The 1,507-nt window shown below is 73.8% G+C and carries 3 protein-coding genes; all 3 read left to right on the top strand.

The features are described from left to right. On the top strand, positions 1-235 hold a 235-nt coding region (locus KUTG_RS62670), incomplete at its 5' end, for a hypothetical protein (RefSeq protein WP_198047620.1). A gap of 38 nt (positions 236-273) precedes the next feature. After that, positions 274-987, top strand: coding sequence for a type VII secretion system-associated protein (locus KUTG_RS48610; RefSeq protein ID WP_198047621.1), 714 nt, complete (start codon positions 274-276; stop codon positions 985-987). Between the two features lie 151 nt (positions 988-1,138). Next, positions 1,139-1,507 (top strand): hypothetical protein (locus tag KUTG_RS64865; protein ID WP_232241353.1); only part of this gene is annotated, 369 nt, incomplete at its 3' end.

Consider the following 1,507-nt stretch of genomic DNA (forward strand, 5'->3'; position numbering starts at 1 on the left):
GGACTTCCGGTCGGCGTTGGCGCTCCACTTCGGACACGACGCCGCGGTCGTGGCCCCGGCGGGCCCGGTGCCGCACCGCCTCGGTCCGGACCTGGACGTGCTGACCCTGGACACCGGCTGGCGGGTGTTCCGGGCGGAGTCGCCCGGCGAGCCCGTGGATGATTCCCCGCGAGCTTCCCCTGCGGGCTCGCCGCGACCGGCGCCGAGCCTGCGGCAGTTCCTTAATGGAGGGTGAGACCGACGCAGGCGAGCAGGATGGCCGAGGAGGCTGTGATGGCGGAGACCGCCACGACCGAGGAGACCCCCGTCGCGCTCGACGGCGACCAGTGGGTCTTCCTCATCGATCCGGCGTGGCAGGCGGAGAACGCCGAGGCCGACCCGGCGGAGCGGCAGCGTCCGCCGCTGGAGGTCGTGGTCGGGGGCTGGTTCGTCGCCGAGAACGGCATGACCGGCCGGTTCCAGGCCAATCCCGCCTACGAGCCGTCCGGGCCGGACTCGCCGACCGACCCGGTGGACGCCTTCCTTCAGCTCGTCGTCCGCGGTGACAGCGAGGCGGACGAGCTGCTCGACGCGATGCGCGACGCCACGTTCGGGCTCGCGGTGAACGCCGAGAACACCCCGGTCGTCGTGCTCTCGCCGGACGAGGTGCCGTGCGTGCTGGTGGCCACCGCCCCGGCGCACAGCCGGCGGATCGCGGAGGTCGAGGGCTTGTCCGACGTCGCCGCCTGGGCCGAGGTCGAGCTCGCGCAGGTGGTCGGCGTGCTGCCGGAAGAGGGGGTGGACGTGCTGCTCAACCCCGGCGCTCCCGCCTCGATGCGACTGCTGGCCGGCGCGCTGCGGGAGATCGTGGCCGAGGCGGGCGACGGGGAGCCGCAGCCGCAGGCGCGGCCGGTCACCGAGTCGGACAGTTCGGTGAAGGCGCCGCGCACGCGGTCCCCGGAGGGGCAGCCGACGCGGGACCAGTCGGGGACTGCCGCCGAGAACTGAGGACCCGTGGCTTCGCTCGCACGGCCCTGCGCCGGTCGATCCCGCGGGCAATTCCTCGGGTCGTGGCCGGCCCTCGTGACCGAGGTCGTGGTGTCGCCGCCGGCCACCGCTGATTTCGAGTATGGCTCGTCTTCGTCGTGGGAGGTAACCCGTGCCAGATTTCCGGCCTGACGCCGAGCGTCCCGGCACCACCTGGCGTGGCGCGGTGTCGCGGACCGGCTGGGTGGTCCTCGGGTCGGGGGCCGTGGTGGCGCTGAGTGTGATGGGCGCGCTGGCGTTGCCGGCGGCTGACCCTCACGAGCCGGCGGTCGACGGCCGGTCGCCCATCCCGGCACCCACTGCCGGAGTGCTCAAGCCGCTGGTGGTCCCACCCGGAACCACCCCGACGCCGGTGCCCCGTACTGCCGTGATGCGCGACGGACTGCTCGATTTCCCTGGCGCCCAAGAAAGTCCGGCCGATGACAGTCCGGTTAGGACGGTGGTCGTCCCGCACCGTGACGCGGCGCGGCCGGCGGGCGCC

Source organism: Kutzneria sp. 744 (assembly GCF_000568255.1).
GTDB lineage: Bacteria > Actinomycetota > Actinomycetes > Mycobacteriales > Pseudonocardiaceae > Kutzneria.